A 26731-nucleotide genomic window follows, 5' to 3' on the forward strand; every position below is an offset into this window, starting at 1 on the left:
AACGATCACAACTATTTATACATATAAGGGGGGTCTCTGTCTTTGCTACACTTGGCAATTTTATCACCTTTTTTGCTGGCACTACTTGTACCAATTGTTTATAAGTATGTTCGGCAAATTCATACAGGTTGGTTTGTCCTCTTTTTACCTGTTTTATTATTCAGTTACTTTTTTCAGTTTATATCAGAAACAATGGGTGGACATTCAGTCACAAAGTCTATATCTTGGATTCCATCACTTGGAATTGATTTTACTGTAAAAATAGACGGCTTAGGACTACTCTTCGCTCTGCTCATCACTGGGATCGGCTCCCTCGTCGTTCTTTACTCCATTTTTTATTTAGCAAAAGATAAAGAACAACTTAACACATTTTATGTGTATTTACTCTTATTTATGGGAGCAATGTTAGGCGTTGTTTTATCGGATAACTTAATCGTCTTGTATACCTTTTGGGAATTAACGAGCTTTTCTTCTTTCTTGTTAATTGGTTATTGGTACCATAAAGAGCGTTCTCGTTATGGCGCACAAAAATCGATGCTCATTACAGTATTAGGCGGTTTATCCATGCTTGGAGGATTTGTTCTCCTTTACTTAATGACGGGAACTTTTCGTATTTCTGAAATTATTAACAATGCTGGGGACATTTTTACTAGTCCATTATTCATTCCTGCCATGCTATGTATTTTGTTAGGTGCATTTACAAAATCAGCTCAATTCCCGTTCCATATTTGGCTTCCGGATGCAATGGAAGCGCCGACACCAGTGAGTGCATACCTACACTCTGCAACAATGGTAAAGGCAGGAATTTATCTTGTTGCTAGACTGAGTCCAGTGTTTGCACCACACTCAGGCCTTTGGTTATGGCTTGTTGCTGGAGTCGGGCTCGTAACATTATTATGGGGTTCATTTTCTGCTGTTAAGCAAACAGACCTTAAAGGCATTCTTGCTTTTTCTACAGTAAGTCAGCTTGGATTAATTATGTCTCTGTTAGGTGTAGGAGCCGCTGCTCTCTATTATGATCATTTGGATGAAAATATTTTTATCGTGGCAACAACAGCTGCTGTATTTCATTTAATTAATCATGCTACATTTAAAGGCAGTCTGTTCATGGTCGTCGGCATTGTCGATCATGAAACGGGAACTCGTGATATTCGCAAGCTTGGAGGATTAATGCACATGATGCCAATCACGTTTACAATTGCTGCGATTGGTACATTTTCAATGGCAGGTCTTCCGCCTTTTAACTTTTTTTTTTAAGTAAAGAAATGTTTTTTACTGGCATGGTTCGTGTGTTAGAAATGGATATTTTCAATATGCAAACATGGGGATTTCTCTTCCCAATGTTAGCTTGGATTGCAAGTATTTTTACGTTTATTTACAGTATGATTTTATTCTTTAAGACATTTACAGGTAAATATAAGCCTGCTCAACTTGAGAAAAAGCCTCATGAGGCTCCTATTGGCATGCTTATACCACCAGTTATTTTAGCATCACTCGTTATTATTTTCGGATTTTTTGCTGACAGCTTGCTATCTGATACATTAATAGCACCGGCAATGGCTTCCATCCTTCCATCTTTGCTCAATGATAGCAGCAAATTTTTCGTTGAAATTAGTTACTGGCATGGATTTAACATAGAATTAATGATGACGATAGGAGTTATCGCTGTTGGAACGATAGCTTACCTAACATTTCCAAAATGGAAAAACATTTATAAGCTATTCCCTAAAAAACGATCTATTAATCGTCTGTATGATGGCAGTTTAGAGCTAATTCAGCGTAGTTCAAACAACTTTACGAACAGCTATATGAACGGATTTATTCGAACATATCTCGTCTATATTTTTATTTTCTTTATCGGTATGTTAAGTATTACATTATCAGTGAAAAATGCATTGAAAATTACGATTGATAATGCAGCACCTATCGGAGTGTATGAAGCTATTTTAGCTGTAATTATTGCAATTTGTGCCATTGCAATTTTATTTGCAAAATCAAGATTAACATCAATTATTTTATTAGGATCAATCGGGTATACAGTTGCCCTTTACTTCGTTCTTTTTCGAGCACCAGATTTAGCTCTTACTCAGCTTGTGATTGAAACTGTTTCAGTTGCGCTATTTCTATTATGCTTTTATCACTTACCGAAAATTAATCGAAAAGAAGAGCGGATGGGATTCCGCTTTACAAATGCTCTTATTTCTGTCGGTGTTGGTGTAGTTATCACATTAATTGCCTTATCGGCGCATAGTAATAAATTATTTGACTCTATATCTCAATATTATATTGAAAACACATATGAAAAAGCCGCAGGTAAAAACATGGTAAATGTTATCCTTGTTGACTTCCGTGGTTTTGATACAATGTTTGAAATTCTTGTTCTCGGAATTGCAGCACTTGGAATTTTCGGAATGATTAAATTACGTTTAACAAGGAGGAAAGACGGATGAAGTCAAATGACATCATTTTACAAACAATTACAAAAGTAACTTTGTTTGTGATCATTCTTTTCTCTATCCATTTATTTTTTGCAGGACATTATTATCCTGGCGGAGGTTTTATCGGTGGGCTTATGACTTCAGGGGCAATTGTTCTCCTTTTGTTAGCCTATGACTTAAAGACAGTCGCGAAAATTTTGCCAGTAGATTTTAAAATAGTTGCAGCAGTTGGTTTGCTTTTCGCTGTTGGGACGGGAGCTGGATCATTGCTATTTAATGTTCCATTTCTTACTCATGCGTTTGGAGATATGAATATCCCGTTGTTAGGTGAGACTTCGCTTCATACGGCAACATTGTTTGATTTAGGTGTTTATTTAGTCGTTATCGGCGTCACGATGACCATTATTCAAACGATTGGAGAGAGTGAATAATGGAAATATTAATGGCTATTGTAATCGGAGTTTTATTTATGTCAGCAACTTATTTAATGCTATCGAAAAGCTTGCTGCGTATCATTATCGGTACTGGTATATTAAGTCAGGGGGCACACCTTTTATTATTAACGATGGGCGGATTAAAAAAAGGAGCAGCACCGCTTTTAGGAGAGCAGGCATCTTCATATACAGATCCATTGACACAAGCACTCATTTTAACAGCAATTGTCATTAGCTTTGGTGTAACCTCCTTTTTCTTAGTATTAGCTTACCGTTCATACCAAGAATTAGGTACCGACAATATGGATAGGTTGAGAGGAAACGAAAAGAAATGATTAACTTACCAATAATACCACTGTTAATACCTTTGCTCACGGGAATTATCTTAATGTTTATACCAAAAAAAGTGAAACTGCAACGCGTTATATCATTAATCGCATCTTTAATAACGGTTGGAGCTGCTGTAATACTTGTAAACAAGGTATATAAAGATGGAATTCAAACTGTAAATTTAAGCAGTTGGGATGCTCCATTTGGAATAACACTCGTATCTGATATGCTTTCAGCTCTGCTCGTTTTAACAACAAGTATTATCGCACTTGCTACGATCATTTATTCATTTCGCTCTATTGGCGAAGAACGGGAAAAGTTTTATTACTATCCTGTCGTGCAATTTTTACTTGTCGGCGTATTAGGGGCATTTTCAACTGGAGATATTTTTAACATGTTTGTCTTCTTTGAAGTCATGTTAATGGCTTCATATGTTTTGCTCGTTCTTGGCGGTACAAAAATACAGCTTCGCGAAACAATTAAGTATTTATTAGTGAATGTCATTTCATCTGCATTATTTGTCATTGCAGTTGGATACTTATATTCAATTGTCGGAACGCTGAATATGGCACACATTTCATTAAGAATCAGTGAAATTGGACAGACTGGGATTTTAACTGTGATTGCTATTTTATTTATGATTGTCTTTGGTATAAAAGGAGCCATTTTCCCGCTTTATTTTTGGCTGCCGGGTTCATATTACGCACCGCCTGTTCCAGTAATGGCTTTATTTGGGGCTTTATTAACTAAAGTTGGGGTTTACTCTATCATGCGGACGTATTCGCTATTTTTCTACCATGATCGCGGCTATACTTATCAAATATTAATTGTTTTATCAATCTTAACAATTATTTTTGGAATCATTGGGGCAATCGCCTATTGGGACGTTAAAAAGATTATCATATACAACATTATTATTGCAATTGGCGTCATTTTATTTGGCTTTGCGGTAACAACTGAAGCCGGCTTATCAGGATCGATTTATTATTTAATTCATGACATGATTATTAAAGCTGCCTTATTCCTTCTGATTGGAATGATGATCGCTATTACAGGAACAAGCGACTTAAGGAAAATGGGAGGACTAATAAAAACCTACCCTGGATTAGCGTGGACATTTTTCATTGCCGCATTAGCATTAGCAGGTATACCGCCTTTAAGCGGATTCGTAGGAAAACTATTAATTGTGCAAGGCGGTTTTAGCAGTGAGTACTACCTAGGGACAGCAATCGTACTAGCTTCCAGCTTGTTCGTTCTCTTTTCAGTAATGAAATTTTTTATAAATGGGTTTTGGGGCATACCGAAAACATTTAAAGGAGAAGAGAAAGTTCCGGTTAGATCATTACTCATTGCACCAGTTATATTAATCGTTCTTTCTGTTTTATATGGAGTCGGATCAGAAGCAATTAATCCGTTTATTTCTCAGGCTGTAGAAACACTATCAAACCCGACCATTTATATTGAAGCGGTATTAAAGGAGTAGGGGCAGATGGCATTTCAAATTTTATTAAATATATTTTTAGCGTTTATATGGATGTTTTTAAAAGCAGCTTACGATCCAATGACTTTCTTTGTCGGCTATTTTTTTGGACTGCTCATCCTGTTTACGTTTAGAAGGTTTTTCAATTCACGATTTTATTTATTTCGGATAGTTGCCGTAATCAAGTTATTTTTCATTTTTATTCGCGAATTAATTTTATCAAATATCGCTGTATTAAAAGTTATTTTAAAACCAAAGCTCGATATGAAACCCGGCATTTTTGCAATGCCGACGGAGCTGAAAAAAGATTGGGAAATTACAATTTTAGCAAATCTCATCACTTTAACACCTGGAACACTTGTTATCGATATTTCACCTGATAATAAAACTTTATACATTCATGCAATGGATATAGAAGATGCTGAGGATGCAATTAATAGCATTAAAAATTCGTTTGAAAAAGCCATTATGGAGGTGAGCCGATAATGTTTGAGTTCATATTGAAAATATCATTAATCGGTATATCTATTTCTATACTTGGCCTTATTTATCGTGTGATCAAAGGACCTTCAGTACCAGACCGTGTCGTCGCTCTTGATGCGATTGGTATTAATCTTATTTCTATGGTTGCGATCGTTTCTATTCTTTTAAACACTCATGCATTTTTTGAGGTTATTTTACTAATTGGGATTCTATCTTTTATCGGTACTGTTGCGTTCTCAAAATATTTACAGAAGGGGGTCATCCTTGAACGTGAGCGAGATCTTTAAATTCATGGCTGGCAGCTTAATCGTCATTGGCGTGTTCCTTAGTTTAATTGCTACGTTCGGTGTTATTAGACTCCCTGATGTCTATACAAGGAATCATGCGGCATCTAAAAGTGCCACATTAGGAGTTATGTCTGTTTTATTAGGCACATTCCTCTATTTTTTTCTAACAGAAGGGCATTTTAATTCACGACTCATTTTAGGAATCGGTTTCGTTTTTTTAACATCGCCTGTTGCTGGTCATCTCCTTAGCAGGGCTGCCTATTATTCAGGTGTTAAGCTTTGGGACAAAAGCGTGCAAGATGATTTAAAGGAACAAAAAAAGAAATTTTCCAAACGATAACTTGTTGGAGTTTCGAAGACAAAGTCAACAATTGAAGTAACTATTTTCAGACGAGGCACGTAGGACGAGCGGAAACTTACAACGAAGTGCAATTTCTGTTTCAACCTTTTATCTTTCTTCTAACCAATTAAGAGCGGTATTTTCTGTTTTTTGTCAGCTTGAAGCATTCACTCTAATTCTTAACGAAGAAGGGCAAGGTTGCTCTACAGTCTAAAAACCGTTGCGGACATGTCCGCAACGGTTTTTTATGATTATTTTTTCTTTATAATAGCGATCGTACAACGTGAAACACAAATCAATTTGTTTTCCTCATCCATTATTTTTACATCCCATACCATCGTAGTTCGTCCTTTGTGCAACACTGTGCCAACAGCTGTTACAAGTCCATCCCTTTTTCCCCGAATATGATTAGCGTTAATTTCTAAGCCAACGACCATTTCATTCTTTTTATCAACTAATTCATAGGCTCCGACACTTGCAACTGTTTCTGCTAAGGCAACCGATGCTCCACCATGTAACAAGCCCGCCGGCTGACGTGTCCTGTTATCTACAGGCATTGTTGCAGTAACATAACCTTTTTCTAACTTTGTTACCTCAATCCCAAGTGAATTTAATAATGTATTTTCTAAATCCATTTTGTAATCCCACTCCTAAAGATTCGTTGTCGTGACAATATTTTTCTATCTATAACACTTTCATCATTTTATCATTACTTTAAATTTTTTAAACAATAAAACCTTAATCTATGGGATCACTTAACCTTTTTCTTCCCCTATCAATATATATAGTGAAAATTTTAAAATCAGCATATTCTCATGGTATATTTCATAACCCTTATCATATGTTGATAAATATGAATGGCATAACTTTTTCATCTTAAGAAAGAGGGAATGAACATGTACCACTTTTATCATCATCACGAAAACAACTATCGTTATCATCAATATTGGATACCTTATCCTGTGTTATATCAGCATCCAGCGTTTCGCCAGTTCCCACTAGTAAATCCATCTGTATTTATGTCTTCAGCTTCCGCAGCAAGTATGTTACTTGATAATGCAAAGTTAGTCGTCGAAAAAGTTTCAAAGTCTAAACAATTTTCAACACGGTTAATGAATGCCGCACAACAATCAAAAACAACTGAAGTTGAAACAATAATTAAATCAACAGGAATAAAAAATATGCCAAAGATCTCCTACACCCCTGATGGGCTTCACCTAGAATTTAATGATCAAAACGAAACAAATTGTTGTCACCTCGTTTTAATGATACGCTGGAGATAAAATTGGGACAGTTATCGGCCATTTTGAGGAATATAAAAAAATCCTGCACCAAAATAAGATACAGGATTGATTTAAATCTAATAATAAGGATATGGACCGTATGGTGGATAACCAAACCCTGTTCCATAAATAGGATAAGGTGGAAAGTATGGACGTGGTCTAGCAAACGCAGCGCCTACTAATCCACCTCCAAGTAATCCTCCAAGTAAACCGCCGAAAAAAGGGCCGCCGAAGAAAAACCGACTATCATGTCCATGAGCAGGATAAGGACTTCTATAAGGATACATATGGCTACCTCCTTTTAATTCTATATGTTCCTCATTACTTAATATGCAGTTGTACCGTATTTCGGTTGGGCTAAAGCTGCCTGCCTAATATTTTGAAAAAAACAAAAAACGTTTGGACAATTCGGAACGGTATTCATATATTATTTTAAAATAATCATAGCATCAAGAAATGATACGATTTTATATCTTTATGCATCTGAATGAAATCCGGAAATAACTAAATTGACGAATACTTGATTAAAAATAATAATCCCAAAACCTAGAATTGCCAACCATGCAGTTTTTTCTCCTTCCCATCCCTTCCCTACTCTTAAATGCAATAATGCTGCATAAAATAAAAAGGTGATAAACGACCAAACTTCTTTTGGATCCCAACCCCAAAACCGACTCCAAGCTATTTGCGCCCAAATCATTGCAAATACTAAACCACCGAGAGCAAATAAAGGAAATCCGATAATTACGGCTCTATGTGTGATTTTATCCATCAACGAAATATTTACTTTTTGAGTAAACGGATTTAGTAATGAAATCACTTTATTTTTCCTTATAAACCGGATAAGTATATAAATGATCGCTAGAAAATACATGATGAGTTCAAAAAAAAATGTTTGTTTACTTTTTTGCTGAGGGTTAACTGTTTTTAATAAAAAGATGAGCCCTGTAATAAAGGAGATGGATAAGACTGCACTAGCAAAAGAAACTGTAATTACATGTATTGTTAACCATTTACTTTGTAAAGCTAATCTTAACAATTAAAACCAATCTATGACATTTTGGTGACGATAAATCACTTAAATTGCCACTATTATTTTTAAAAAATTTGAATAGAAATAAACGCTGAAGTTAAAAAACTTTTCATTTAAACGTATTCTTATGTTATATTGAAATTACAACTGAATATCGTGTAAAATTTGGTGCTCTCACAAACTTTTTGTGAAGAGCTTAAAAGGGAAGTCGGTGCGAATCCGACGCTGTCCCGCAACTGTTAATGGGAACGATTTCTCATAAACCACTGTTACGATTGTAATGGGAAGGGAGAAAGAGTGATGATCATGAGCCAGGAGACCTGCCAAGTTTAGTACACACCAGTTAACCTACGAGGATAGGAGGTGTTATGTGTGACTATGAATAGTATTCACCCTATTCGTATGATCACTGTACGACAAGCGAAAAAAAGGAAACATTTCAGGATAATGAAGAAATATAACATGGTACAACCTGTATGTAAATCCTTATCTATTTTTCGCTGTCTACAGTTGAACTATGTACATCATAAAGTCTAAATAACATCTTTTTAAATCTTTTAAAAAGGTGTTTTTTTATTGACGAAGAAAGGGTGAGATAGGTGACGATTGTTCCTGATTACGTGATCGAATTAAAATCGATTGTAATGCTTTCACAATTAGATGATAAAAGTGTGAATTTAATGAACTATGTAAACCGGTTAGAGAAATCAATTATGACTGATGACAATAAAACAATGGACAAGAAAGTTGAGTTAGACCGGCTTCATTTTGCATACAAACTCGTTTTAGATGAATTATTAGTTTTTAAAAAATAGAGTAATACAATTGAGAGAATGCTTTAACTGAATATAACAGCTATAAAGCATTCTCGATATTTTAATGGCTATTGTTTCGAATGGACTCATCTCTTTCTAAGACTGAGGTCTCACAGGTTATGAGCCTAAAGTTAAAAATAGCCTAAGAAATAAAATTGAAAAGGAGATTAAAAATGAAATTTACAAGTACAATTATTGGCTATCCATATATCGGAGAAAATCGTGAATGGAAAAAAACCGTAGAAGCGTATTGGGCAAAGACATTATCAGAGAAGCAGTTTGAAAAGTCAATGAAGGCGCTGCGTCTCGCAAATATCCAAAAACAAATAGATGCTAACGTCGACGTTGTAACAGTTGGGGATTTTACTTTTTATGATCGTGTATTAGATGTTGCAGTTATGTTCGGGATGGTGCCGAAACGTTTCAATTGGGATGGTGGAACCATTCATTTAGAAACATATTATTCAATAGCTCGTGGAAATGAGCAAGCGCTCGCTAGTGAAATGACGAAATGGTTTAATACGAACTATCACTATATCGTACCTGAATATGATGGATCAAACTTACGTCTCTACGAAAACATTCCACTTAAAGCTTATATAGAAGCGAGAGATGAATTGGGTATTTTAGGAAAACCTACGATGATTGGCCCCGTTACTTTTTATAAGTTAACAAAAGTAATGGAAAACATAAATAAGCAAACTTATCTATTTCAGTTGATTGATTTATATACACAAATATTGAATGCATTAGTCGCTGAAGGTGTTAAATGGATTCAATTTGAAGAACCTATTTTCACTACTTCGATTTCAGAAAAAGATATGCAGCAAGCCAAAGAGGTGTACAAACAACTTTCAAAAGCTGTTCCCCAAGCACAAATTCTATTACAAACTTATTTTGAAGCAGTAGAACATTATGAGACAGTCATCAGTTTACCTGTTGCAGGAATCGGATTAGATTTTGTCCATGGTTTTCAAGAAAACATTACTAATCTGAAAAGATGGGGCTTCCCTAAAGAAAAGATATTAGTAGCAGGAGTTATTAATGGGCGTAATATTTGGTGTACACCATTGAAAAGACAATTTGATTTTCTTACCGAGCTTAAAAGCCTTATTAGCTCGGAAAACTTATGGATACAACCATCCTGCAGCTTAATGCATGTTCCAGTAACGGTTGCTTCAGAATCCAAATTATCAGAGGAATTTAAAAATAATCTTGCTTTTGCTGATGAAAAATTACAAGAACTAAATTTTTTAAAAAACGCTCTACGTGAAGGCAGTGATTATTACAAAGATATTTTTAAACAAAATATAGATAACATCGCTAATTTAAATCATAGCCGCGATAGACAGCTTATTACTGTACATGAAGCTATACAACAAATAACTGAAAAAGACTTTAGCAGAAAGAAGCCGCATAAAATTAGAAAAGAGCTACAGCAAGAAATATTACAGTTACCATTGTTTCCAACAACAACAATTGGCAGCCTCCCGCAAACAGAAGAAGTCAAGAAAACAAGAGCTGAAATGAGAAAAGGCAAAATTTCTCGTGAGGACTACCGTACATTTATTCAATCAGAAATCAAAAAATGGATTGATTATCAAGAGAAGCTTGGCCTCGATGTATATGTCCATGGTGAATTCGAACGGACAGATATGGTGGAGTATTTTGGAGAAAAATTAAAGGGATTTGCATTTACTGAAAAAGCGTGGGTTGTTTCATATGGTTCTAGATGTGTAAAACCACCAATTATTTATGGTGATGTACAATGGATTGAGCCTATGACGATAGCTGAAACTGTTTATGCACAATCGTTAACAACAAAACCTGTAAAAGGGATGTTAACAGGGCCGAATACAATGTTAAATTGGTCTTTCGTACGAGATGATATCCCGAAAAAAGAAGTTGCCTACCAAATTGCCCTAGCAATTAGGAAGGAAGTACAAACACTTGAAAGAGAAGGCATTCAAATTATTCAAGTAGACGAGCCGGCATTAAGAGAAGGGCTGCCGCTAAAAGTCAACAAACAAACCTCTTATCTAGAATGGGCAATAAATGCCTTTAAGCTGGCAACATCGGAAGTAGCCGATGTAACACAAATTCATACCCATATGTACTACTGTGAATTCAATGATTTTATCGAACCAATTCGTGCATTAGATACTGATGTCATTTCAATTGAAACATCTAAAAGTCACGGAGAAATCATTGAAGCATTCAAAAATAACGATTACGAAAATGATATCGGACTAGGTGTATATGATATTCATAGTCCGCGGATTCCACAATTAAATGAAATGCAAGCAATCATTGATGAAAGCTTAAAAGTACTTGCAATAGAGCAATGTTGGATTAATCCCGATTGCGGCCTGAAAACAAGAAAAACAGCTGAAACTTTGGCTGCGCTCGAGAGAATGGTGGATACTGCTAAAATAATGAGGGAACGTTATAAGCAAGAAGTTTTGAATATGATTAACTAAGTTCAAAATTTGGTGGGAGATTCCCCCATCTCCCACCAAAACTTCTGACAAACACCCGTATTCATCATTACTTACACTTCGTTGTAAGCTCATGAACCTCCGCCTCGTTGAACGCCTTGACTAACAATCGTTTTCACCCAATCTAAGGAAATCAATTCAAATAAAACAATCTCAGTGAGAGACTCTTTAATCCCTCACTAATTAATATTTATACAAATCGGAATTTAATCTTTAATTGGCTCAAACCGTTCTACAAATAATGCTAAAGTTCTTGTCATGACACCTGTAGCTCCGGCTGTACCAAGGTCATAATCTTTATTTGTTGTTGCTGTTCCTGCGATATCAAGATGAACCCAGGGAGTATCCTCGGCAAATTCACCTACAAATGCTCCGCCCATAATTGCATGACCTTCGCGCCCAGGCGAGTTATTTAAATCTGCAATCTTACTATTTCTTACTCTTTCCTTGTCTTTTTCAAATAAAGGTAAACGCCACATAGGTTCATCTACTTCATAAGATGCTTCCAGTACTTGTTCAAACATAGCCTCATTATTTGTCAATACTCCAGTTGTATCTGCACCAAGAGCAACAATGACCCCGCCTGTTAAAGTTGCCACATCAACAAGATAATTTGCACCGTGATGCTTTGCATATGTTACTGCATCTGCTAAAGCAAGCCGCCCTTCAGCATCAGTATTTAATACTTCAATTGTTTTCCCGCTCAATGAAGAGATGACATCATCCGGTTTAAAGGCTGACCCGCTAACCATATTATCCGTAGCCGGAATAACCGCAACAACATTTTGATTAGGTCTTAACTCTCCGATAATTTCCATAGCGCCAAGAACGGCTGCAGCACCGCCCATGTCAGTTTTCATACCAACAATTCCATCCTTCGGCTTTAAGGAGTATCCTCCTGTATCAAAAGTCACTCCTTTCCCGACGAGTCCAATTACGTCTTTCCATTCATCCTTACCTTGATATTTTAAAACGATCATCTTTGGCGGTTGGACAGACCCTTGATTTACCGCTAAAATCGCCCCCATTCCAAGCTTAAGCATATCTTCTTTTTCCAGAATTTCGACTTCAAAGTCATATTTTTCCGCTAATTGTTGAGCATAGTTTGCCATATCTGTTGCGGTTAGCATATTACCTGGAAGATTGACAAGATTACGTGCTGAGTTTACTGCTTTTCCGTAAGTATAGCCAACTGTTAAAACTTCCTGAACTTCTGATTGATCAAAAGCTTCACAGTAAACAGTCATCTGTTTAACTTTTTTCTCAGGCTTATTCGGCTTTTGTTTGTAACCTTCAAATTGATAAGTCGCCATAGCAAAAGACTCACTTATTCCATAAGCAACATCTAAAACATCTACTTTCTCGCTGACAAAGGAATCAAGTAAAATAGACACATCCTCTAAGTTTGCCGCTTTTACTTCTTTAAATGTCTTACCGAGCGCTTCTTTCAGCTTATTCAATGATACTTTCTTTTTATGTCCTAAACCAACAATATAAAGCCGCTTTGCACCAATTTGACCAAAAGTATGTATCATCGTGATGCTTTTATTTTTTGCCGAAATATCCTCTGATTTAACAAGTTCTGTTAGTTTCCCACCAAATTGCTCATCAACTTTACGAAGGACACCATCAAATTTAATTGGCTGGTCGTAAAGTCCGATAATAAGGCACGAATGCTCCCTATGAAAATTTAGTTCTTTTGTCACAGTAAACAAAACCTTCACCTCCAACATAATAATGTTATTATAACAAAAAATAGCTTTTTATTTCGACTAACTAACGATCTTCTAAATAAAGAAAAAAACGAGGAAGTTTAGGCAGAATATGAACCTCTTCGAATGGGACGCGATCAACTTGCTGTGGCATCATACTTTGACATTGTTCAATAAATTCATAAACTTTCTCTAAATCTATCCCCCAATGAAACGGACGGTATTGCTGTAAATATTCATGGGCCACGCTCATCATTAAACGAGCTCCTTTTATATTGCCGTACTCATAATGATAAATTGCTACACTCATTTGTAATAATCCTTTTAAAAACAGATTATTTTTATCAGTCATCCATATTTCCTCAAGAAGATCATGGCAAGTATAGTAATCACCTTCATTAAATTTTACAAAGAACTCATAATATTCTATTGGATAATCATTCAATTCCCTTTCACCTTTTCGTAAGTAAGTCTTAAAAAGAGACTATTTGTTTAAAATGATTATTGCATAGTTAAGCAAATTAACAAAACTTTAATTTTTCATTCATTATTTATGTCATATGATTATCTTACAGTTAGTTAACCTTGATTAAAAAAAATGGTACACTGTATATAACAAAAGGGTGGTTAAAATATGGAGTTATTCACAAATTTCCCATTATGGGCATCGTTAACTGCAATTTTCTTTGCTCAGTTTGTAAAAGTCCCTATTCATTTCTTAACTGCTAGAAAAGTGGATTGGAAACTTCTTTTTAGTACGGGCGGAATGCCAAGTTCCCATTCTGCCGCTGTAACAGCACTTGTAACAGGAGTAGCACTTGAAGAGGGATTGAATTCTACCATCTTTGCTGTTTCAACTGTCTTTGCCATCATCGTCATGTTTGATGCAACTGGAGTTAGAAGACATGCCGGCGAACAAGCAACTGTTTTAAACAGACTTGTAGCTGATTTTAATAAATTTGTCGAAGAAGCAAAAATTTGGCAGCAAAAACCCGCTCAAGAAAAGCGTCGTGAATTGAAAAAACTTCTTGGACATCAGCCAATCGAAGTCTTTTTTGGCGGATTATCTGGAATACTACTTACTTTGCTGCTCCATTATTTAATTAAAATGTAGGTGACTGTCGATGAAAGTTATTTCTATTTGTCCAAGCAATACGGAAGTAATCGCCTATTTAGGATTAGCTGATCAATTGATCGCTGTTGATGATCATTCAGATTGGCCTCCCGAAATCATCGGACTTCCAAGGGTTGGTCCCGATCTCTCCATTAATATGGATTTAGTTGAACAATTAAAACCCGATATAGTACTCGCTTCATTAAGCGTTCCTGGAATGGAAAAAAATATTGCTGAACTAGAAAAGCGTAATATCCCTCACATTATTTTAAATCCACAAAGTTTAGCGGACATAGAAAATGACTTATTAGTTGTAAGTGAGGTACTTGATTTACCGGAAAAAGGAAAGGAAGTTGCACGCTCTTTTCGTGAACAATTTGCGGAATTAAAAGCTAAAAGTGAGGAAGCAGTTTATAAACCTTCTTTATATTGGGAATGGTGGCCAAAGCCTGTCTTTACTCCCGGTAAAGTGAACTGGCTGACCGAGCTAAGTGAAGCAGTGGGTGCATATAATATCTTTCATGATATTAATTTAGCAAATATTCAAACCGATTGGGAAGAAGTATACAAACGAAATCCAGATTATATTTGTCTTGCTTGGGTAGGAGTACGGAGACAAAAAGTGAATCCGAAAATTGTTTTTAAAAGACCTTCTTGGTCTAATCTTGAAGCATTAAAGAAAGAGCATATATTTGTCCTTGAAGAAGAGCTTTTTTGCCGCCCTTCTCCCCGTCTTCTTGAAGGCGCGAAAAAATTAGCAAAGCTTATTCATCCTGATTTATTTAAATAACATTTATGTAGGCAAAACAAAAAAGAAGCAAAGACGGTGAGCTTATCGTAAAAGAAAATGCCCAAAAGACTGGGTGAAAACGCTTCTCGGCCAAGGCTCTGTACCAGATAAAAGCAACAGGCGTTCATAAAGTGCGTTTGTCAACAGTCTGAAGATGCAATCCTTTTTGCTTCTTTTTTAACATAATATTAGACTCTTGAATAATCAAAAAACGAATAAAGTTCATATCTCTTTTTTCAAATTATTCTTTCTCAGTTTTCATAAACTGTTGCCGAAAGACCTGCATTGTTTCATTTTCATTCAAAGCAACAAGTTCTTCTTCTGTCAATTTCCCATTACCCATCTCAATTACATAAACATCTATTTGCTTTTTCCCCCATTGATTGTATACGTCTTCAACAGTTTCATAATATAAGTCAAGCTTATCCCCTTTAATTGCACCGCCTTTATCTGCAACCACTCCATATCCGTAACCTGGGATAAATAAAATTGTCCCGATCGGAAAAACATTTAAATCGGCTGCAATAGTAGAATATAAGTCCCTTTTTACCTTTACACCTGAATAGGTAATTCCAAACTCTGGATGACTTGGTTGTTTACCCGTTGACTCGAAGCCTGCCGTATATCCTGTTGCAGTTACTGTCTTTTTAGGAAATTGAGACCAATCAAATGCCTCCTCTAACGATGGCGGTGATCCTACAACTGGTTCGCTAGAAGAAATTTGCACAGCTGTTTGTTCAACTTTGTTTAATAATTTATAAGTGAGATTCATTTGTTTAGATGAATGAGAAGAAATTCTTTGATTTTTCTTAACTTCATCTGCTTTCTTTTGCTCACTCATATATGAAACAATTGAGATCGCCTTCACTCCTGTTATAGTTTGGAACGTGGTTAATAATGCAAGAGTAAATAGCACCGTCATAACTAAACGCCTTGTAAAATTGTTTATCATTAATTTTTCCACTCCTCCCAAATCTATTTATTTCCTAACTAAATAGGAATATCAAAAATAAGGAGGAGATTTTACAAAAGCAAAAGACTGACTTTTAAAAAAAGTCAGCCTCTTTATTAAAACATCCGATATCCACTTTTTCTAAGTATTTTTATAACAATTCCGGCCCCTATAGCGCCTAATAAACCGCTGCTTAAAATTAAAATATCAGCTAAGGCAAGAGAGGTAAATCGCTGTCCCAGCTGTGAGAAAGCCGCTTTACTATTAGTAAAATATTCGATCAATCTTACTTTATCGACAATTAAAATCGCGATAATTGGATAAATAATTGCCATAATCCACGACATTCTTAACAGCATATTTAACAAAAAACCAATTCCAAAAAATAACACAAAAAACAGTAACATTGAAATGATTAAAACCGGTAAACTCATTTCCATAAGATGAACCCCCTCAAACAAATCACTCTTAAAGTGTACTTGAATGTGTACTTATGGTCAATTTATTAACAAGAAACAATCGTACTTTTCATTGAAATGATGGCTAAAATATGCTTTAAGGTTTTGTGTTTATTCCATATTATAAAAATAGTTTATATGACGTATATCCGAACTGATCTCCCGGATTAATTCCATCATGGAGAGGTTTGGCAATCGTTTTAGATAGGTTGGTTAAATATTTGAGCATAACTGATGAATTTTCATCCTTTTCTAATTCTAAAGGATCAATAAACTTCGCATCAAATAACTCACTTTCTTGCGGTGAAATAATCATCCCTTCTCTTTCGGGCTTTAATAAAAAGATGATCATGTTGTCGCTTATTTCATCCTTAATAACACCAGTTCGAAGTCCAATCATACCGATAACATTACAAGCAATCCCTGTTTCTTCTTTTACTTCACGAACAACTGCTTCATCTGCCGTTTCACCTGGATTGACAAACCCTGCTGGTAAAGACCATTTACCTTTAAGACCGCTATAATTTTTCTTTACAACAAGCCACTTTTTATTAGACGAGATAACTAATCCAGCTACTCCGAGCCATACTTTCCCACGCCCTCCATTATTCCCCATACTAAATTTTTCCTCCTTATTAGCATTGTAACGTTTTACATTAAAAAAAGCAGACAATAGAGGTCTGCTCTTCAGACTGTTGATAAACGAACTCATGAACGATATTGTTCTCCCTCGTGGTACATACCTCGACTGACAAGCGCTAGTCTAGCGAATATCATTAAAATATTGAATTATCTACAAGCTGAAAAGAGCAGACAATAAAGTCTGCTCTCTTATACATTAAGAATTAAAATAAATAATTAAAAGTTCAGTTTTCTAATTTTTCTATTATCGCTATTTTTGTAAACGTTTGCAGTCTTTTTAATATTTATGCTTATTTTATAAAACTTTAAATTTTCCTTTCTTCATGACGAGTGAAGCTCCGCCTATCATGTAAAGCGCGCGGTTATCAATCATCTTCTTCATAAATGCTGCTTTCGTACCCACCATTTTTTTACCTAATGCAACTCCGATTGCGTCATCTTCTCCTAAAGAGCAAACTGTACCTTTAATATCTGGTTTAAATAGTGTAAGTTCAGCTTTATTGCGAACAAGTGCCACTAAATTATGTGCGCATACTTCTCCTTGTTGGATTGCAATTTGTGCAGTTGGAGGGTATGGACGGTTAATCTCTTCATTAATAATTAAAGCACAGTCGCCAATGATAAATACATCTTCAAAACCTGGTGCTCGTAAATCTTTTTCTACTTTTACTCTTCCGCGCATCGCTTCGAAACCTGATTTTTCGATAATAGAGTTTCCTCTTACACCTGCTGCCCAAACAACTGTATTAGCTTTAATTTCTTCCACTTCATTTTCATCTTTTGCAACCAAAATGCCTTCAGGTGTGCATTCTTTAATTGGTGTGCCAATCTTGAATTCTACACCTTTGCGTTCTAACTGCGCAACTGCATAATTTACAAGTTCAGGGTCAAAACCAGGAAGAACCATTGGAGCTGCTTCAACACAAAATATCTTGACTTTGTCATTGTCAATATCATATTCGCGGCATAGCTCCGGAATACGATTCGTTAATTCACCAACAAACTCAATTCCAGTAAATCCTGCCCCGCCAACAACAATTGTTAGACGATCTTCATTTTTCTCTGCTTCATTACTATAAGTAGCAAATTGATACTCAATATGCTCACGGATTTGTCTTGCAGAGTTTACGTTAGTGATAGAAAAAGCATATTCCTTTAATCCTTTTATCCCAAATGTTTCAGGTTCTGCACCAAGTGAAACGACTAAATAATCATATTCAATTTCACTATTAGCTAAGATTACTTTCTTTTCATCTGTTTTAATTTCAATTGCTTCATCTTGAACAAAATCAACTTTATTACGATCAATTACATCTGCAATGTTGTAACGAACACGATCATGATGCAAAGTACCAGCAGAGGCTTCGTGTAGCCATGTTGTTTCATAATGGTATTCGTTTTTGTTAACGAGTACAATGTCGACTTCATTCATACCAACCATTTTTTGAAGACGCACAGTTGTCATTAAACCACCATAACCCGCACCTAAAATAACAATTTTTGGCTTTTTCAAGTATATCACTTCCACCTTTAAAGTATTATTATTTATGATATTTCTCTTTAAACTTTTTACTTAAAGCTTTTTATATAAAAAGCTTTAAAAGTATTGTTTGTGATATAATTCACGATAACTGACATAAATATGTCAATATTTTGTCACAAAATATTAATAATATATCTACATACACATAATATTCTTTTTTATCATGTTTTTCAAGCTATATATTTCTTTTATACCAAGTTTGAATATTCAGAATATACTCAAGGTGAACCCTCATATTTTAATAAAAAAAATGTGATAATGAATAATTATTACATCATTACAATTCCCTTATTAATGTGAGATTATACACCTTTTGTGGTATGATAAAGGATGTGAATTTCTTTATTACCAACATGGGGGGATATGGTGTGAAAGAAGATCAAAAAGTATACGACATAACGATTATTGGGGGAGGACCAGTAGGCTTATTTACAGCTTTTTACGGTGGAATGAGACAAGCATCTGTAAAAATTATCGAAAGCTTGCCTCAATTAGGCGGACAACTAGCAGCCCTTTACCCTGAAAAGTACATATATGATGTGGCTGGCTTTCCTAAAGTACGCGCTCAAGAACTAGTTAATAATTTAAAAGAACAAATGGCAAAATTTGAACCGACTGTTTCCCTTGAGCAATCAGTTGAAAAATTAGAGAAACAAGATGATGGTACTTTTAAATTAACGACGAATAAGGAAGTACATTATTCAAAAACCGTTATTATCACTGCTGGAAATGGAGCCTTTCAGCCACGAAGAATCGAGTTAGAAAATGCACGTAATTATGAGGGCAAAAACCTCCATTATTTTATCAATGATTTAAATCAATTTGCTGGGCAAAAAGTCGCAGTTTGCGGCGGTGGTGATTCAGCTGTAGACTGGGCGCTCATGTTAGAACCAATTGCAGAAAAGGTGACAATTGTCCACCGCCGTGATAAATTCCGTGCTCACGAGCATAGTGTCGAAAATTTACAAAAGTCAAAAGTTGAAATTAAAACACCTTATATTCCAACAGAATTAATTGGCGATGATGAAAACATTAAGCAAATCGTTCTCAAAGATGCAAAGGACGAGCAAAAAGAAGTCATTGATGTTGATGCAGTCATCGTTAATTTTGGCTTTGTTTCCTCACTCGGTCCAATTAAAGAATGGGGCTTAAATATTGAGAAAAACTCCATTATCGTTAACTCTAAAATGGAAACAAATATTCCAGGTGTGTATGCTGCTGGAGATATTTGCACTTATGAAGGTAAAGTAAAACTAATTGCCTGCGGTTTCGGCGAGGCTCCGACTGCGGTTAATAATGCAAAGGCATATATTGATCCAAAAGCAAGAGTACAGCCTTTACATAGTTCTTCTATGTTTAAATAAGTAAAAAAGATGGGGTCAGATAATGTAGGTCGTAAGATTAAATGATCATCACATTGGTCTGACCTCCAATTTTTTAGCATTCCTCTGGAGTACCTTCGTTCGTTACCGTTCTAAACGATGAACCACAGCCGCATGATGCGATCGCATTCGGATTATCGATAGTAAATCCTCCGCCCATTAGGGATTCTTTGTAATCAATTGTTGTCCCTCCTAGGATTAGTTTACTTTCTTGATCAACAACAACTTTCACACCGTGCTGTTCGAAGTGGACATCGTCTTCTTTTATTTCATGATCAAAACCCATGCCATAAGATAATCCACTGCAGCCGCCCCCTTTTACAGCAACCCGTAAGTAGGCACCTTCTTCATCGTTTTGCTTCATCATATTTTTTATTTGAATAGCTGCTGCCTCAGTTAATTTAATGATATTCGTCAATGAGATCTCCTCCTTTATTCGAGGTCCTTTACATTAATAGTATATACACTACATCAATTGTACTCAACTGAATAAACTGGATTTATGAACTACTCGCCACTCATCAATTTTTGCTAGTTGTTTTTTCCTTGTTCTTTTAGCTTATACTCTAAAAATAGCAGTAAACATACCCCAACCATTATCATAAACGCTTTTACCAAAGTGAAGGGCTTGAGATATACCTTTATGTTTAAGTCCTCGATCCCTATAGTAATTATTCCCAATCCGAACAAACATCCTTTTTACAAAATCAGATATTTCAGTATCAAAGATTCTTCTGCGATACTTTACAACTAACACCATAATCGCATATTGAGAACACTGAATGATTATTACTATTTAATTTTATTTATATACCAGTATTTTATTCTACATCAGACTGATTATATCATTAGCTTTGGCTAAAGCCAACCGAAATTCATCTCCCACCTGCTTACTGGGCTACGCCCTTCACATTCCCTAAGAATGGGAGACTTCTTTCGGAAATCCATTAAAAATGATGCCCTTCGAGAAATTTATAAATGTTCGCAACTAGCTCATCAGGCGTCTCGCCTGAAACTACGTCTCCATTTACTAATGCAAATAATGATCGAGCGCATTTTCCACAATGACTAAGACAACCATATTCAATAATATCTAAATTAGGATCTTTTTCTAATTGTTCACGAGCTCTTTGTGCTCCGCTTGCTAAATTACTAACACAAAATTCTATCATTGGCTTTAGCATTTTGTCACCTCATTACATCGTTAAAATGAGTAAAAATGATTCGTTAGTCTATGTCAAGTTTTTTGAATGGATATGTTGTTATTTAGCCACAACTTCGGTATAATTTTTATTAGTGTGTGTAATGAATTAATATTTTTTTACAATAACAAATAAATCGATAATTATTATTTTTATTTTCTTTTATTTATATAGTGCCTATATTAATTTGATCAATTTTTCACAATTAAAAGAGTTAAAAAAAAGGGGAAATTTTTCATGAAAAAACTTGTTATCCTTGGTGGGGGCTACGGCGGAATGCGAATTCTTCAACGGCTTTTACCAAATCAACTACCAGAAGATGTATCCATTACACTTATTGATCGCAATCCGTATCATAGTCTGAAAACAGAGTACTATGCTTTGGCAGCAGGGACAATTTCTGATCAGCATGTTAGAGTCACTTTTCCTGAACATCCACGATTACAAATTGCATATGGGGAAATTACAAAAATAAGCTTGGAAGATCAAATGGTTTATTTGAAAGACAAAGAACCAATCCAATATGATGATTTAGTGATTGGACTAGGTTGTGAAGATAAGTATCACAATGTACCTGGTGCTGATGTATATACGTATAGTATTCAGTCAATTGAAAATTCACGAAGCACTTATCAAGCGTTAAATAATTTACCCCCAAATTCAGTTGTTGGGATTGTCGGTGCAGGACTTAGCGGTGTTGAACTAGCAAGTGAATTAAGTGAAAGCCGTCCTGATTTAAAAGTTAAGTTATTTGACCGCGGAAAACATATACTATCCGCTTTTCCTGATCGGCTAAGTAATTACGTTGAAAATTGGTTTATTACACATGGTATTGAAATTATCAATAATGCAAATATTACACAGGTTGAAGAAAATATACTATATAATAAAGATGAACCTGTTCCATGTGATGTTATTGTCTGGACCGCTGGTGTTCAGCCAAGTAAAATTGTCCGAGACTTAGATGTTGAAAAAGATCGCCAAGGACGAGTTATTTTAACTCCGCAACATAATATTCCGAATAATGAACACGTATATGTTGTTGGTGACTGTGCTAGTTTGCCACATGCACCAAGTGCACAACTTGCTGAAGGGCAAGCAGAACAAATTGTCCAAGTCCTTTTAAAGCGATGGAAAGGTGAAGAACCTCCAGAGAGTTTCCCAGCAATTAAATTAAAAGGCGTTCTCGGCTCTCTCGGAAAAAAACATGGGTTTGGCGTAGTTGCGGATCGCCCTGTAACTGGACGTGTTGCTCGATTATTAAAATCCGGGATACTTTGGATGTATAAATACCATAATGGAAATTAATAAACAGATGTTTAATTCCTTCGCAGGCCATAATTCATCATGCTCAGCATGTCTATTTGTAACTTTTATTCGATTTAATTCAATATAGGTAAAAGAAGCCTTCCACACGGAGTGCTTCTTTTACTGTTTATTCAGCTTTATAGCCGTATTTCTCAAGTTCATGATAAATCGTTTTTAACCGTGGATTCCCTTCACCCACTATTTTATCCTCAACAAGTACGAGCGGATAAAACAAATCTTCATCAATATTTTTTTTTGCAAATCTTCTTTTAGACTTATCATTTGGCGGATTAAATATATCAACATATGAAAACGTAAACGGCTGGTTTGGAAATTTCCGCGATATAGCAGCTTCTAACTATTGATAAGTATCCTTTGATGACGGTAAATTTACACAGCTTGGACAAAGTTGATCTGCACCATAAACTGAAACCTCAACTGCTTTTTTGATCATGAAGTTCACTCCCTTGTCTTTCTTATCTATTTTACATGATAAATAACTTATTTACCTACTAAATATTAGTTTTGTTCTTCTGAATAGATTTTTCTTACCAAGATGACTATAATATATTGTAGGAAAGGAGTCGATTAATATGTCTGATCAAGATATGATAGCACAAGTTCAAGAAGTATTAGATAAATTACGTCCATTTCTTTTACGTGATGGAGGAGACTGTGAACTTGTTGATGTCGAAGACGGCATCGTCAAATTACGCTTACTAGGTGCTTGTGGCAGCTGCCCAAGTTCAACTATTACACTCAAGGCTGGGATTGAACGTGCATTATTAGAAGAAGTGCCAGGTGTCGTTGAAGTTGAACAAGTATTTTAAAGTTAATGTTAAAAGCGATTTCGCCATCAAGCGAAATCGCTTTTTGTTTACGCGTTTTTCACTTTATTAACTGGAACTATTTTTGTTACGCTGCCGCGTTGATCTATTTTTAAGCTTGCTACAACTGAATGTGGAATTTCCCTTGATAAATATTCTGTTAATTTGTTGCTCTTACCTTTTTCCGTAAAACAAATCACAGTTGGGCCAGCACCACTTAAAGCAACTCCAAATGCACCTTTTTTCAGTGCAACTTTTTCCACCGTGTCAAATAAAGGTACAAGATGACGCCGATACGGCTGATGATAGCGATCACTGCCCATCATCTCCCCAGCTAACTTCCAGTTACCACTTAACATGGCAGCAATAAAAACATTGCCAACCGTTCCCGCTAAAACAGCGTCTAAAAAAGGAAGTTCCTTCGGCAATACTTCTCTAGATGATTTTGTTAGCAATTGTTCATTAGGAATTACGACAACTGTTTCAAAGTCAAGATGATGAAATGAAACGAGATAAACTTTCCCATTTTTTTGGCTACCGACTACTAAACCACCAAAAATAGATGCCCCTACATTATCAGGGTGCCCTTCGATTTGAGAAGCCACTTCTAATTTTTGCTCATTCGTTAAGTTTAGATGACAAACAGCGTTTGCTAATTCGATCCCAACAACAATGGCAGCTGCACTTGAACCGAGTCCTCTTGCTAGCGGTATCTCACTATTTAAGCGTATTCGACATGGTGTCATTTGTACTCCAAACCGTGAAGCGGTTTGAAGTGCAATTTGACAGATGAAATGCTGCTCATCTTCAGGGAATTGTTCCATTTCTTTTGTAAGAGGAATCATTTTCCACTGTTCACTTTTCTCAACTTCCAATGTTAAATACAAACTTAATGCTAACCCAATTGAATCAAAGCCGGGACCTAAATTAGCAGTGCTCGCAGGAACTTTTATAACGAGCATGTCACCTTCGTTCATAAACGAACAGCTCCCTTAATATGATCAATAACTATTTTCTCATCGTTTGGAAGAACTACTGGCTTTACAGGAGCAATATCAATTGCAGTACTTGGATCTTTTAATCCGTTCCCAGTTAAGATTGCAACAATTTTGGCTCCTTTCTGAATTTCTCCATTTTGCAGCTGTTTAAAAACTCCAGCTAGGGATGCACAAGAAGCTGGTTCTGCAAAAATCCCTTCAAACTTCGTTAGCTTTCCGTAAGCCTGCAAAATTTCTTCATCACTTACTTCATCAATTTTCCCGTTTGACTCTTTTGCTGCTTGAACCGCATATTCCCAACTTGCCGGATTACCGATCCTGATTGCGGTTGCAACTGTTTCTGGCTCCTCAAACACTTGATTATGAACAATTGCAGCTGCTCCTGCTGCTTCAAAGCCGCGCATTTCTGGAAGCCCCGTATTTTTTTTGTCATGATATTCTTTAAATCCTTTCCAGTAGGCAGTAATATTACCTGCATTTCCTACAGGAATAGCTAAAATATTAGGTGCTTCACCGAGCTGATCACATATTTCAAAAGCTGCTGTTTTTTGACCTTCAATTCGATATGGATTCACTGAGTTCACAAGTGTTACTGGCTCTGTTTCACTAATTTTTCTGACCATTTTTAATGCGTGATCAAAGTTTCCTTCAATTAAAAAAATCTCCGCACCATACATGACAGCTTGAGCAAGTTTTCCTACAGCAATTTTCCCCTCAGGAATGACAATAATACAACGCATTCCAGCCCTAGCAGCATAAGCAGCCGCAGCCGCAGATGTATTTCCTGTGGAAGCACAAATAACTGTATCACTTCCAGCTTCTTTTGCTTTAGCTACCGCCATCACCATTCCACGGTCTTTAAAAGAACCAGTTGGGTTTGTTCCTTCCGTTTTGACGTAAAGCTCAACACCCCATTCTTCGGAAAGTCTATCTAGTTTGATTAACGGTGTATTACCTTCATTTAATGTTAGTTGTGGTGTGCGATCAGTTACGGGTAAATATTCTTTATATGCTTTTAACAGCCCTTCCCATCTCATATGTTTGCGCTCCCTTCAACACGATATGAACTGTTAATTTCTATTACAGTTTTTAATTGTTTCAGTTTCTCCATTATCATTTCATAATCATGTAATGATGCATTATGGGTCACAAGTACAATCTCTGCCTGACTCTTCTGTTTATTTGGCAATTGTAAAATTTTCTCAAAGCTGACCCCGTGCTCAGAAAATATAGATGTAATTTCAGCAAAGACACCAATTTTATCGTCTACTTGCATCCGAAGAAAATATTTTGAGAATATTTCTTGCGGTTCTTTTAACTGCTTCCGAAATTGCGGTGTTATTGCACTTCGGCCATTTACACCGAGTCGCATATTTTTTAAGACGTTTACTAAATCAGATACAACCGCTGTTGCTGTCGGCAAGCTTCCTGCGCCTGGACCATAAAACATCGTTTCACCGACCGCCTCACCATATACGTAAACTGCATTATATTCATTATTAACTGATGAAAGCGGATGAGAATCAGGCAGTAATGTTGGCTGTACACTTACTTCAACATTTTCCTCTTCCAAATCGGCAATTCCAATTAGCTTCATTGTGTATCCCAGTTGCTTTGCATATTCCAAATCTTCTTCAGTAATGTTTGTAATTCCTTCAACGTGAACATCGTCTAAGCCAATATTCATCGAAAAGCCAATTGAAGCGAGGATTGCCATTTTCCGCGCAGCATCTAATCCCTCTACATCAGCAGTTGGATCAGACTCAGCAAATCCAAGGTCTTGGGCTTCTTTTAATACTTCTTCATATGAACTTCCTTTTTGGCTCATTTTCGTCAAAATGTAGTTCGTCGTTCCATTGACAATTCCCATTAATTTTGTAATCCGATCAGATGCTAAACCGTCAATTAAGCCCCTTAATATCGGAATTCCCCCTGCAACACTTGCTTCATAAAATAAATCGCAATTATTTTCAGACGCTACTTCAAGCAGTTCTGGTCCATATAACGCCATTAAATCTTTATTTGCAGTAACCACATGTTTCTTTCTTTTAAGAGCTTCAATTAAATAACCTTTTGTTTTTTCAATCCCGCCAATTACTTCAATAATAACGTCAATCTCCGGATCATTTAAAATTTCTTCAACATTTGTTGTTAACTTTGAACCGTTCGTATCAACCGCTCGCTCTTTATTTAAATCCTGAACAAGGATTTTTTTTATTTTTACTGGACAGCCTACTTGGTGTATTAACTTATCTTGATGATTTTCGATAATTTTGACAACACCCGATCCAACAGTTCCAAGACCTAAAAGGCCGATTGAGATCACTTCCATTTTCAAACCCCTTTCTAAATTGTTCCTCTATAATGTACAATTGTCCTCTT

26 protein-coding genes, 6 pseudogenes and 1 riboswitch are annotated in these 26731 nt (G+C 35.9%); of the genes and pseudogenes, 15 read left to right on the forward strand and 17 right to left on the reverse strand.

The window, feature by feature from the left end; all coding sequences use genetic code 11:
- Positions 1-36: 36 nt before the first annotated feature.
- The 7 genes and pseudogenes from K6959_RS13750 (at position 37) to mnhG (ending at position 5792) form a co-directional block, all read left to right on the forward strand.
- Positions 37-2450, forward strand: a pseudogene (locus K6959_RS13750) (Na+/H+ antiporter subunit A).
- Positions 2447-2869, forward strand: coding sequence for a Na(+)/H(+) antiporter subunit B (locus K6959_RS13755; RefSeq protein WP_163239771.1), 423 nt, complete (start codon positions 2447-2449; stop codon positions 2867-2869). The pseudogene K6959_RS13750 and the gene K6959_RS13755 overlap by 4 nt, the downstream one beginning before the upstream one ends.
- Positions 2869-3207 (forward strand): Na(+)/H(+) antiporter subunit C, encoded by a 339-nt coding sequence (locus tag K6959_RS13760; RefSeq protein ID WP_223086784.1) that lies wholly within the window; start codon positions 2869-2871, stop codon positions 3205-3207. Before K6959_RS13755 ends, K6959_RS13760 begins: the two co-directional genes overlap by 1 nt.
- Entirely contained in the window at positions 3204-4685 is a 1482-nt protein-coding gene (locus tag K6959_RS13765; RefSeq protein ID WP_223086786.1) for a Na+/H+ antiporter subunit D, read from the forward strand. Before K6959_RS13760 ends, K6959_RS13765 begins: the two co-directional genes overlap by 4 nt.
- 6 nt (positions 4686-4691) lie before the next feature.
- The gene (locus K6959_RS13770; protein ID WP_163239765.1) at positions 4692-5168 is read left to right on the forward strand and encodes a Na+/H+ antiporter subunit E; all 477 of its coding nucleotides are present in this window, start codon (positions 4692-4694) and stop codon (positions 5166-5168) included.
- The gene (locus K6959_RS13775; RefSeq protein WP_163239763.1) at positions 5168-5452 is read left to right on the forward strand and encodes a Na(+)/H(+) antiporter subunit F1; all 285 of its coding nucleotides are present in this window, start codon (positions 5168-5170) and stop codon (positions 5450-5452) included. The genes K6959_RS13770 and K6959_RS13775 overlap by 1 nt, the downstream gene beginning before the upstream one ends.
- Positions 5436-5792: a monovalent cation/H(+) antiporter subunit G gene (gene mnhG / locus K6959_RS13780; protein WP_394373002.1), complete on the forward strand. Its 357-nt coding sequence runs from the start codon at positions 5436-5438 to the stop codon at positions 5790-5792. The genes K6959_RS13775 and mnhG overlap by 17 nt, the downstream gene beginning before the upstream one ends.
- A gap of 251 nt (positions 5793-6043) precedes the next feature.
- On the opposite strand, the gene K6959_RS13785 is transcribed toward mnhG, so the two are convergent.
- Positions 6044-6427, reverse strand: a complete 384-nt coding sequence (locus tag K6959_RS13785; protein ID WP_163239761.1) for a hotdog fold thioesterase — start codon at positions 6425-6427, stop codon at positions 6044-6046.
- A 261-nt stretch (positions 6428-6688) separates the two neighbouring features.
- Between K6959_RS13785 and K6959_RS13790 the strand changes: the two genes are divergently transcribed.
- Entirely contained in the window at positions 6689-7075 is a 387-nt protein-coding gene (locus K6959_RS13790) for a YuzC family spore coat inner layer protein (RefSeq protein WP_163239759.1), read from the forward strand.
- A 77-nt stretch (positions 7076-7152) separates the two neighbouring features.
- Here K6959_RS13790 and K6959_RS13795 read toward each other — a convergent pair whose 3' ends face one another.
- Together K6959_RS13795 and ccsA are read right to left on the reverse strand one after the other, a co-directional pair.
- Positions 7153-7362 carry a hypothetical protein gene (locus tag K6959_RS13795; RefSeq protein ID WP_163239757.1) on the reverse strand — a complete coding sequence of 70 codons (210 nt, stop codon included), beginning with the start codon at positions 7360-7362 and terminating at the stop codon, positions 7153-7155.
- 188 nt (positions 7363-7550) lie between these two features.
- Positions 7551-8102: pseudogene (ccsA, locus tag K6959_RS13800) on the reverse strand (cytochrome c biogenesis protein CcsA); the annotation flags it as partial.
- A 155-nt stretch (positions 8103-8257) separates the two neighbouring features.
- Positions 8258-8450: riboswitch (cobalamin riboswitch) on the forward strand.
- A gap of 257 nt (positions 8451-8707) precedes the next feature.
- Here ccsA and K6959_RS13805 point away from each other — a divergent pair.
- Positions 8708-8923: a hypothetical protein gene (locus K6959_RS13805; protein ID WP_223086789.1), complete on the forward strand. Its 216-nt coding sequence runs from the start codon at positions 8708-8710 to the stop codon at positions 8921-8923.
- 173 nt (positions 8924-9096) lie between these two features.
- Positions 9097-11403, forward strand: a complete 2307-nt coding sequence (gene metE, locus K6959_RS13810; RefSeq protein ID WP_163239751.1) for a 5-methyltetrahydropteroyltriglutamate--homocysteine S-methyltransferase — start codon at positions 9097-9099, stop codon at positions 11401-11403.
- A 224-nt stretch (positions 11404-11627) separates the two neighbouring features.
- Here metE and K6959_RS13815 read toward each other — a convergent pair whose 3' ends face one another.
- Together K6959_RS13815 and K6959_RS13820 are read right to left on the reverse strand one after the other, a co-directional pair.
- Entirely contained in the window at positions 11628-13136 is a 1509-nt protein-coding gene (locus K6959_RS13815; protein WP_163239749.1) for a leucyl aminopeptidase, read from the reverse strand.
- A gap of 61 nt (positions 13137-13197) precedes the next feature.
- On the reverse strand, positions 13198-13578 hold the full coding sequence (locus K6959_RS13820; RefSeq protein ID WP_163239747.1) for a DUF309 domain-containing protein: 381 nt from the start codon (positions 13576-13578) through the stop codon (positions 13198-13200).
- A gap of 189 nt (positions 13579-13767) precedes the next feature.
- Here K6959_RS13820 and K6959_RS13825 point away from each other — a divergent pair, with 189 nt between their 5' ends.
- Together K6959_RS13825 and K6959_RS13830 are read left to right on the forward strand one after the other, a co-directional pair.
- Positions 13768-14247, forward strand: coding sequence for a divergent PAP2 family protein (locus K6959_RS13825; protein ID WP_163239745.1), 480 nt, complete (start codon positions 13768-13770; stop codon positions 14245-14247).
- 10 nt (positions 14248-14257) lie between these two features.
- Positions 14258-15037 carry a cobalamin-binding protein gene (locus tag K6959_RS13830; RefSeq protein ID WP_163239744.1) on the forward strand — a complete coding sequence of 260 codons (780 nt, stop codon included), beginning with the start codon at positions 14258-14260 and terminating at the stop codon, positions 15035-15037.
- 241 nt (positions 15038-15278) lie between these two features.
- Here K6959_RS13830 and K6959_RS13835 read toward each other — a convergent pair whose 3' ends face one another.
- The 4 genes from K6959_RS13835 to K6959_RS13850 all read right to left on the reverse strand — a co-directional run bounded on the left by K6959_RS13835 (position 15279) and on the right by K6959_RS13850 (position 18602).
- Positions 15279-16001 (reverse strand): 3D domain-containing protein, encoded by a 723-nt coding sequence (locus K6959_RS13835; protein ID WP_394373003.1) that lies wholly within the window; start codon positions 15999-16001, stop codon positions 15279-15281.
- A 104-nt stretch (positions 16002-16105) separates the two neighbouring features.
- On the reverse strand, positions 16106-16429 hold the full coding sequence (locus K6959_RS13840) for a YuiB family protein (protein ID WP_163239742.1): 324 nt from the start codon (positions 16427-16429) through the stop codon (positions 16106-16108).
- Positions 16430-16568: 139 nt separating this feature from the next.
- Positions 16569-17063, reverse strand: coding sequence for an NUDIX hydrolase (locus tag K6959_RS13845; protein ID WP_163239734.1), 495 nt, complete (start codon positions 17061-17063; stop codon positions 16569-16571).
- A gap of 321 nt (positions 17064-17384) precedes the next feature.
- Positions 17385-18602, reverse strand: coding sequence for an NAD(P)/FAD-dependent oxidoreductase (locus K6959_RS13850; RefSeq protein ID WP_163239732.1), 1218 nt, complete (start codon positions 18600-18602; stop codon positions 17385-17387).
- Positions 18603-19000: 398 nt separating this feature from the next.
- Here K6959_RS13850 and K6959_RS13855 point away from each other — a divergent pair, with 398 nt between their 5' ends.
- A complete protein-coding gene (locus K6959_RS13855; RefSeq protein WP_163239730.1) occupies positions 19001-19996 on the forward strand; it encodes an NAD(P)/FAD-dependent oxidoreductase in 996 nt (331 codons plus the stop codon).
- 73 nt (positions 19997-20069) lie between these two features.
- Here K6959_RS13855 and K6959_RS13860 read toward each other — a convergent pair whose 3' ends face one another.
- The 4 genes and pseudogenes from K6959_RS13860 to K6959_RS13865 all read right to left on the reverse strand — a co-directional run bounded on the left by K6959_RS13860 (position 20070) and on the right by K6959_RS13865 (position 21198).
- The gene (locus K6959_RS13860) at positions 20070-20381 is read right to left on the reverse strand and encodes a HesB/IscA family protein (RefSeq protein ID WP_394373040.1); all 312 of its coding nucleotides are present in this window, start codon (positions 20379-20381) and stop codon (positions 20070-20072) included.
- A gap of 147 nt (positions 20382-20528) precedes the next feature.
- Positions 20529-20680, reverse strand: a pseudogene (locus K6959_RS19905) (RNA-guided endonuclease TnpB family protein); the annotation flags it as partial.
- 1 nt (position 20681) lies between these two features.
- Positions 20682-20820 (reverse strand): annotated as a pseudogene (locus K6959_RS19305) (IS200/IS605 family transposase); the annotation flags it as partial.
- A 141-nt stretch (positions 20821-20961) separates the two neighbouring features.
- Positions 20962-21198, reverse strand: coding sequence for a YuzB family protein (locus K6959_RS13865; protein WP_163239726.1), 237 nt, complete (start codon positions 21196-21198; stop codon positions 20962-20964).
- 255 nt (positions 21199-21453) lie between these two features.
- Here K6959_RS13865 and K6959_RS13870 point away from each other — a divergent pair, with 255 nt between their 5' ends.
- The gene (locus tag K6959_RS13870) at positions 21454-22524 is read left to right on the forward strand and encodes an NAD(P)/FAD-dependent oxidoreductase (protein WP_163239724.1); all 1071 of its coding nucleotides are present in this window, start codon (positions 21454-21456) and stop codon (positions 22522-22524) included.
- Positions 22525-22651: 127 nt separating this feature from the next.
- On the opposite strand, the pseudogene K6959_RS13875 reads toward K6959_RS13870, so the two are convergent.
- Positions 22652-22978: pseudogene (locus K6959_RS13875) on the reverse strand (YuzD family protein).
- A gap of 154 nt (positions 22979-23132) precedes the next feature.
- On the opposite strand from K6959_RS13875, the pseudogene K6959_RS13880 reads away from it, so the two are divergent.
- A pseudogene (locus K6959_RS13880) lies at positions 23133-23354 on the forward strand (NifU family protein); the annotation flags it as partial.
- A gap of 47 nt (positions 23355-23401) precedes the next feature.
- Here K6959_RS13880 and thrB read toward each other — a convergent pair.
- The 3 genes from thrB to K6959_RS13895 are packed head-to-tail and all read right to left on the reverse strand — an operon-like array spanning position 23402 to position 26681.
- On the reverse strand, positions 23402-24328 hold the full coding sequence (gene thrB / locus K6959_RS13885; protein WP_223086791.1) for a homoserine kinase: 927 nt from the start codon (positions 24326-24328) through the stop codon (positions 23402-23404).
- Complete coding sequence (thrC, locus tag K6959_RS13890) at positions 24325-25386, reverse strand: threonine synthase (RefSeq protein WP_223086793.1); 1062 nt, start codon at positions 25384-25386, stop codon at positions 24325-24327. The genes thrB and thrC overlap by 4 nt, the downstream gene beginning before the upstream one ends.
- On the reverse strand, positions 25383-26681 hold the full coding sequence (locus K6959_RS13895; protein WP_163239714.1) for a homoserine dehydrogenase: 1299 nt from the start codon (positions 26679-26681) through the stop codon (positions 25383-25385). The genes thrC and K6959_RS13895 overlap by 4 nt, the downstream gene beginning before the upstream one ends.
- Positions 26682-26731 lie beyond the last annotated feature (50 nt).

The organism is Bacillus aquiflavi (genome assembly GCF_019915265.1).
GTDB classification, from domain to species: domain Bacteria; phylum Bacillota; class Bacilli; order Bacillales; family Cytobacillaceae; genus Bacillus_BT; species Bacillus_BT aquiflavi.